This window comes from Rhodococcus sp. 14-2470-1b, assembly GCF_002259415.1.
GTDB lineage: Bacteria > Actinomycetota > Actinomycetes > Mycobacteriales > Mycobacteriaceae > Rhodococcoides.
This window is the reverse complement of record NZ_NPFY01000016.1, coordinates 371,302-377,429: the sequence shown is the minus strand read 5'-3', so window position 1 is coordinate 377,429 and position 6,128 is coordinate 371,302. Positions and strand designations below refer to the sequence as shown.

At 65.2% G+C, this 6,128-nt stretch carries 7 protein-coding genes and 1 pseudogene; 5 read left to right on the top strand and 3 right to left on the bottom strand.

Going from position 1 to position 6,128, the window contains the following annotated elements:
• Together CH293_RS28395 and CH293_RS13890 are read left to right on the top strand one after the other, a co-directional pair.
• A pseudogene (locus CH293_RS28395) lies at positions 1 to 182 on the top strand (HNH endonuclease); the annotation flags it as partial.
• 132 nt (positions 183 to 314) lie between these two features.
• Positions 315 to 821 (top strand): 2-oxo-4-hydroxy-4-carboxy-5-ureidoimidazoline decarboxylase, encoded by a 507-nt coding sequence (locus CH293_RS13890; protein ID WP_019663043.1) that lies wholly within the window; start codon positions 315 to 317, stop codon positions 819 to 821.
• Between the two features lie 30 nt (positions 822 to 851).
• On the opposite strand, the gene fepB is transcribed toward CH293_RS13890, so the two are convergent.
• Complete coding sequence (gene fepB / locus CH293_RS13885; protein ID WP_094720535.1) at positions 852 to 1,862, bottom strand: Fe2+-enterobactin ABC transporter substrate-binding protein; 1,011 nt, start codon at positions 1,860 to 1,862, stop codon at positions 852 to 854.
• Between the two features lie 50 nt (positions 1,863 to 1,912).
• Between fepB and fes the strand changes: the two genes are divergently transcribed.
• Positions 1,913 to 3,130, top strand: a complete 1,218-nt coding sequence (fes, locus tag CH293_RS13880; RefSeq protein ID WP_094720534.1) for an enterochelin esterase — start codon at positions 1,913 to 1,915, stop codon at positions 3,128 to 3,130.
• Positions 3,131 to 3,143: 13 nt separating this feature from the next.
• Here fes and CH293_RS13875 read toward each other — a convergent pair whose 3' ends face one another.
• Both CH293_RS13875 and CH293_RS13870 read right to left on the bottom strand, forming a co-directional pair.
• A complete protein-coding gene (locus CH293_RS13875) occupies positions 3,144 to 3,365 on the bottom strand; it encodes a DUF6480 family protein (RefSeq protein WP_094720533.1) in 222 nt (73 codons plus the stop codon).
• Positions 3,366 to 3,434: 69 nt separating this feature from the next.
• The gene (locus CH293_RS13870; RefSeq protein WP_037108660.1) at positions 3,435 to 4,016 is read right to left on the bottom strand and encodes a TetR/AcrR family transcriptional regulator; all 582 of its coding nucleotides are present in this window, start codon (positions 4,014 to 4,016) and stop codon (positions 3,435 to 3,437) included.
• A gap of 112 nt (positions 4,017 to 4,128) precedes the next feature.
• Between CH293_RS13870 and CH293_RS13865 the strand changes: the two genes are divergently transcribed.
• Positions 4,129 to 5,121 carry a membrane protein gene (locus tag CH293_RS13865; RefSeq protein ID WP_037108657.1) on the top strand — a complete coding sequence of 331 codons (993 nt, stop codon included), beginning with the start codon at positions 4,129 to 4,131 and terminating at the stop codon, positions 5,119 to 5,121.
• A 5-nt stretch (positions 5,122 to 5,126) separates the two neighbouring features.
• Positions 5,127 to 6,089: an allantoicase gene (gene alc, locus CH293_RS13860; RefSeq protein ID WP_037108654.1), complete on the top strand. Its 963-nt coding sequence runs from the start codon at positions 5,127 to 5,129 to the stop codon at positions 6,087 to 6,089.
• Positions 6,090 to 6,128 lie beyond the last annotated feature (39 nt).

Below are 6,128 nucleotides of genomic sequence, written 5' to 3'. Positions count from 1 at the left end.
CCACCGCAGTCACCCTCCCCGGAAACACCTACGGAACAACCGACCTCACCGCACAATCACTCATCCCCCACATACCCCGCAAACGCAGACCCACCACCACCAACAACAACACCCACACCGACAACACACACCCAACCCACACCCCGCCGACAAACGACACCGACGACCCCGCACCGTTCTGAACGGCACAGAGGCTCGGGTGGGGGAGAGCTGGAAGTGCCCCAGCGTGTCCCACCGTGTTACGCCGCGTTACGCCTGGGCTAAGACCCTGCTCAGGCCTGGAGTTCGTATCCTCGGCGGCTCATGATTTCTCCATGATGATGCACCAGGGACTCGGGCTCGAGACGTTCAACGATCTGCCGCGTCGCAAAGCGGTGCACGCGCTCTACGAGTGCAGCTGTTCGCACACGTGGGCATCGCGAGTCGCCGACGCGCGGCCGTACGGGTCGTACTCCGAGTTGTTCGCGCGGGCGGATGCAGAACTTGCGGAGCTGTCCGACGCAGACGTGGACTACCTGGCGTCGACGCTTCGGCCCGTCGGGCGAACATGCGCCGGAATGGATCCGGCGACGCAGAGTGTGTTCATCGACGCATGCCGCATGTACATCGAGCGGTTCGGTTACGGGTACATCGTGTGCTCGACGATGCTCGGTGACGATTCCTTCCGCCTCGACCCGCGCGCCGTGCTCGTCGACCTGGGGCATCGCCTGGACAATTCCGACGAGACCGAACGCAAGGTCATGCGGGACGAGCTGGCGAAGATCAACCGCACGCGCATCGAGCGCGTGCTCGGCCCCGAGGACGGCTGGCCGCCGTACTGACGTTCGGACAATCAGCACGGCAGCCACTCGTCAGGCCAGTTGTTCCTGCAGGCGCTCGACGAAGTTGGTCGCGCTGTAGTAGTCGAGCCGGAACGTGTCCAGTCCGACGGCGTAGACATGCTGTTGCTGCACTGCAGGAGTCTGGGCGAGCAGGGGGTCGGCACGGTACTCGGCCACGTCGGTGTCGTCGGCCGTCACGAGAACAACCGTCTGCCCGGCCAAGGCGAGCGAGTAGTTCTCGGGCGAGATCTGGACGATGTCCTTGCGCGCACCCATCGACGTGTCACCCAATGCGGCCGAGGGGATTTCGGCGAGAGTGAATCCCAGCTCGGCCAAAAGACTTCCCTGCGCGGATTCTTCCGTCCACACGTTGGACCCCTCGGCGCCGTTGTAGACCAACGCCGTGGTCGGCTGCGGCGGCAACGTCATCTCCGCCTTCGTAGACGCTACGAGATCCTCGAACGTCGCGATCTTCTCCTGCGCCTGCGCCTCGTGACCGGTCGCTTCGCCGAGCAGTTCGGTGACGTCCTGCCACGAGTTGTTGCCGTAATCCACGACGATGGTCGGCGCGACTGCACTCAACTGGTCGTAGAGGTCGATCGCGGAGTCCGCACCGGTCTTGGAGACGACGATCAAGTCCGGGTTCTGACCGATCACCTGCTCGACGTCGATGTCGGTCGCGGGAAGCGGTTCCACGGCGCGTTCGGCCGCGATGTCACCCCACTGCGTGAAGAATCCCTGGCCGTCGGCGACGTCGGTGTTCGGCGATGTCGCCCCGCTCGCGACGACGGGAGCATCGATCGCCAGCAGACTGCCGGTAAGGGTGACCGCCGTGGACAGAATTCTCTCCGGCTGCGCCGGAATCTCCACCGGCCCCTGTTCGGTGTCGACCGTTCGGGGCCAGGATCCGTCGGAGGACGCTGCTGCGGTTGTATCGGAGTTCTCGGCCGTGTCGTCGGCGGACGAACTGCAACCGACGAGGGCGACCGTCGACGCGATCAGTACCGCCGCGGCGCGGGTGAGGGTACGGCTGGTGGGCACGAGGAGTGGACCTTTCGATATGAGGTTAGGCTTTCCTGATGCTAGTTGATGTGGAAACGACAGTGCGCTCCCAGCTCGCGGAGGCCGGATCCGAGCCGGAGTTCTGGAAACGCGTCTCCCGAGCGGGAACTCCGCAGATCGAACCCGTGGCCGACGGTCGCGTGCAGGTCAGCTTTCTGTACAGGCACTCCAGTGGAGTGGACCCGGCGCGCGTGTATTTCGACGCGAGTTCGTTGACCGACCATCACAGTGCGCAGTTGACGACGATGCGTCGGCTGGCAGACACAGGCATCTGGTTCTGGTCCACCGAGGTCGCATCGACGTGGCGCGGCAGTTATCGATTCGTACCCGCATCGGCGAAGCTGGTTGCGCAGGTGGATCCGCCCGGGATAGCCGACACCGTAGCGGGGGTCCGGTCGAGGTTCCTCGGGCTTCTCGACCATGCGGTGGCCGACGAGTTCAATCCACGACGAGCCTCGATATCGGGCACGGACCGGGCGTCATTGGCCGAGATGCCGGACGCGCCCGTCCAACGCTGGTGGCACGAGGCGGACGAGAATACTGAGGCGCCCCGGGAAGTGTTGTGGGACAGCACCGTTCTCGGCAACAGTCGTCGCGTCTGGGTGCACGAGACTCCGGGCGACGCCGATGCACGACGCCCCCTGGTGATCGTTCTCGACGGCGAGCGCTGGGTGGAGGACAACCCGCTCGCGCCGGTTCTGGACCTGGCGACCGAGGCGGGCGAGTTCCCCGCGGCCGTCCTGGTGTTCGTTCACACGATCGACAACGACACACGGGGTAAGGAACTCCCCTGCAACGCCGATTTCTGGCGAGCGATCATCGATGAACTGCTGCCGAAGGTGGCCGACATCACACCGTTCACCGACGATCCGACGCGCACTGGTGTCGCCGGGCAGAGCTACGGCGGCCTGGCAGGGATGTTCGCCGCCCTGACCCGGCCGGACCGGTTCGCGCTGGTGGCGAGCCAGTCCGGCTCGTTCTGGTGGCCGCAGATGCCGCACGGCGACACGCAGGGCCCGCTGGGTGGGCGTATTGCGGAAATGCTTGCCGATCAGGTGGTTCCGTCGTTCCGCGCAGACATGACCGTGGGGATTCACGAAGGGCACATGCCGGCGAACAACGAGCGTATTGCGGACATGCTGCGAACTCGGGGCATCGACGTCCGATACTCCGAGTTCGACGGCGGGCACGAATGGCTGTGCTGGAGAGGCGATTTGGTCGAGTCGTTGATCCGACTCCTGAGCTAGTGCACTACTGGGGCTAGAAGAAGTCCAGCGTTCGGCCGACGAAAGCAAGCACGACGATCACGACGATCAGTCCGATCACACCCAACACCGCGATGGGCATGGCCAGGCTGCGCTGCGGAGGCTCGTGCTGCGGTCCGCTCACTCCCGTCTCGGCGGGAGGGGTATCGCCCGGCGTGACGCCGCCGCCGGCCTCGAGGCCTGCAGTGTCGTCGGGTTCAGGATTCTGAGCAGTCATGAGTTGTAGTTACCCGTCCCTGTCGGCTCCAATCAGGAGTGGAGCCTGCAGAATTTCAGGACGCCGGCTTCAACGTTCGAGAGCGGCACGTGCGATTGCGCCGGTGAAGAGGGCGGAGATGGCGTCGCCGATGGCGTCGTGGTCGATTTCTTCCGGGTCGACGGAGTGTTCGACGGCGAGGCCGGAGATCAAGGCGAGCAGTGAGGTTGCGACGCGGCGCGCGTCGATTCCGGTGCCGACGCCCCAGTCGTCGGCTCGTTCGGCGATCAGTCGTTCGAGTTCGTCGCGGAGACGGCGGCGTTCGCGGCGATATCCGTCGGCGAGACTGGGGTCTCGGCCGGCTTGGATGCCGTATTCGGTGACGAGCAGTGGCCAGCGCGGTTCGTCGACGACCCAGGAGGCGATGGCGTCGCCGCTTCTGCCTGCGGCGTCGCCTGGGCCGAGTCCGGAGACGGTGTCGATGACGCGGGTGGCCAGATCCATGGATTTCTTGGACAGCAACTCTGCGAAGAGTGCCTGTTTGGATTCGAAGTTGGAGTAGACGGCGCCCTTGGTGAATCCCGCTCTGCGGGCGATGTCCTGCAGTTTGGCTGCGGCGTAGCCGTTCTCCGTGAATTCGTCGGCGGCAGCGTCGAGCAGACGTTCGCGCACGTTTTCGCGGCCGGGCCGTTGTGTCGGCGCCCACTGTGCTTGACCTCGTCCATTCACGATACCTAGAGTATTCAATACCTGAGGTATTCACAATTGCGTCGAAGGGACTCGCATGCGCAAGGTCGTCTGGATCGCGTTCGGGGTACTGCTGCTCCAACTCGGCTTCATCGCCAGCTACGTTGCCGCGTTCCATCAGCCCACCCCGCGGGACATCCCCATCGCCGTGGTGGCCGAGCAGGGTCTGCCCGCAGGAATCGACACCGACACCGCGGACAAGCTCAACGCCATCGACGGCTCACCGCTCGACGCGCGTGCGGTCGCCAGCACCGAAGATGCCAGGTCGTTGATCCGCGACCGCGAGGTGCTGGGCGCCTACGTAGTCAGCGCCTCGGGCACCGACACGGTCATCACGGCAAGCGCCGCGGGCAGTTCCATCTCCGCTGCCCTCGAGTCGATCTTCACCGAGGTCGAGGCCTCGCAGGGCCGTCAGTTCGTCGTCCGCGACGACATTCCCGTCGGGATCCACGACAACCGCGGACTGTCCGGGTTCTACCTGTCCGTCGGCTGGGTCGTCGGCGGATACCTGCTGGCCGCCGCGATCGGCCTGCTCGTCGGCGCCCCGAAGTCCCGCCGCGACGCCGCTGCCCAACTTGGAATCTTCGCCGCGTACTCCGTGCTGTCCGGTGCGCTGGGAGCACTGATCGTCACCCACCTGCTCGGCACGTTCGCCGGTCACTGGTTCCCGCTGTGGCTCCTCGGCACCGGGGTGGTGTTCGCGACATCGATGTTCACGCTCGGGCTGCGCGCGGCCATCGGCGTGGCGGCGGTGCCGATCGCCATCATCGTGTTCGTGATCCTCGGAAACCCAAGTGCCGGAGGCGCGTTCGGACCGTACGTACTCCCCGAGTTCTACGCTGCCGTCGGACGGTGGATCACGCCGGGAATCGGAACCGAGGGTGTGCGCAGCATCGTGTACTTCTCCGGGACGGGCCTCGGCCAGCCTGCGCTGGCCCTCGCGGTGTACTCGGTGGTGGGAATCGCCCTGCTGTTCGCCTTCACGAAGGCCGCACGAACCGAGCAACCGGACGCACTCCCAGTATCCTGACCACCATGACAACCACCTTCCCCCTCCCTTTGCCAGATCTCGCGGTGCGCACTCTCGGCGGCGCGGTCGTGTGGGCGAACGACGAAACGTTCGCGGAGAAGGAGAATCTGGTCAAGCCGGGGAAGGCCGATTACCAGACCGCCACCTTCGGTCACAAAGGGCAGATCTACGACGGTTGGGAGACGCGGCGGCGTCGGGAATCGGGTTACGACGAGGCCATCGTGCGGCTCGGAGCGCCCGGTGTCGTCGACGCAGTCGTCGTCGACACCGCCTGGTTCACCGGCAACTATCCGCCGGAGATTTCCGTCGAAGCGGCGTCCGTCGAAGGCTTCCCGTCGGCGAAGGAGCTGTACGAGGACACCAAGTGGGAGACCATCGTCCCGAAAAGCGCCGTCGAGGGCGACTCGGAGAACCGCTTCAAGGTGGCCTCGGACGAGCGCTGGACCCACGTCAAGCTCAGCATCTACCCGGATGGCGGTGTCGCACGGTTGCGGGTGCTGGGTCGAGGAAAGCCGGATCCGCGTTTCATCGCCGCAGGCCCGTTCGATCTCGCGGCGCTCGAGAACGGCGGGTACGTCTCGGCGTGCTCCAACATGTTCTACAGCTCACCCAACAATCTGTTGTTCCCCGGACCGCCTCGCTCGATGGGCGAAGGATGGGAGACATCACGCCGCCGTAACGACGCCAACGACTGGGTCCAGGTCACCCTCGCCGGAACGGGCACCATCCACCTGGCCGAGCTCGACACGTCGTGCTTCCTCGGAAACGCTCCCGGTGCAGCGTCGTTGAAGGGCAAACTCGGAAACGGTGAATGGATCGAACTGCTGCCGCGCACTCGTCTGCAGCCGGACACCAGGCACCGCTTCCTGCTCGATCACACCGAGCCGGTGTCCGAGGTGCGCATGGACATCTTCCCCGACGGCGGCATGGCGCGGCTCAGGCTGTTCGGCGAACTGCGCACCGAGTAAAGGCGCACCGAGTAAAGGCACAACGAGTAACTGCGAACG

Coding starts and splice junctions, on each gene's coding strand:
- CH293_RS13875 (WP_094720533.1), bottom strand. CDS start 3,365: ATGACTGCTCAGAATCCTGAACCCGACGACACTGCAGGCCTCGAGGCC.
- CH293_RS13890 (WP_019663043.1), top strand. CDS start 315: ATGATGATGCACCAGGGACTCGGGCTCGAGACGTTCAACGATCTGCCG.
- alc (WP_037108654.1), top strand. CDS start 5,127: ATGACAACCACCTTCCCCCTCCCTTTGCCAGATCTCGCGGTGCGCACT.
- CH293_RS13865 (WP_037108657.1), top strand. CDS start 4,129: ATGCGCAAGGTCGTCTGGATCGCGTTCGGGGTACTGCTGCTCCAACTC.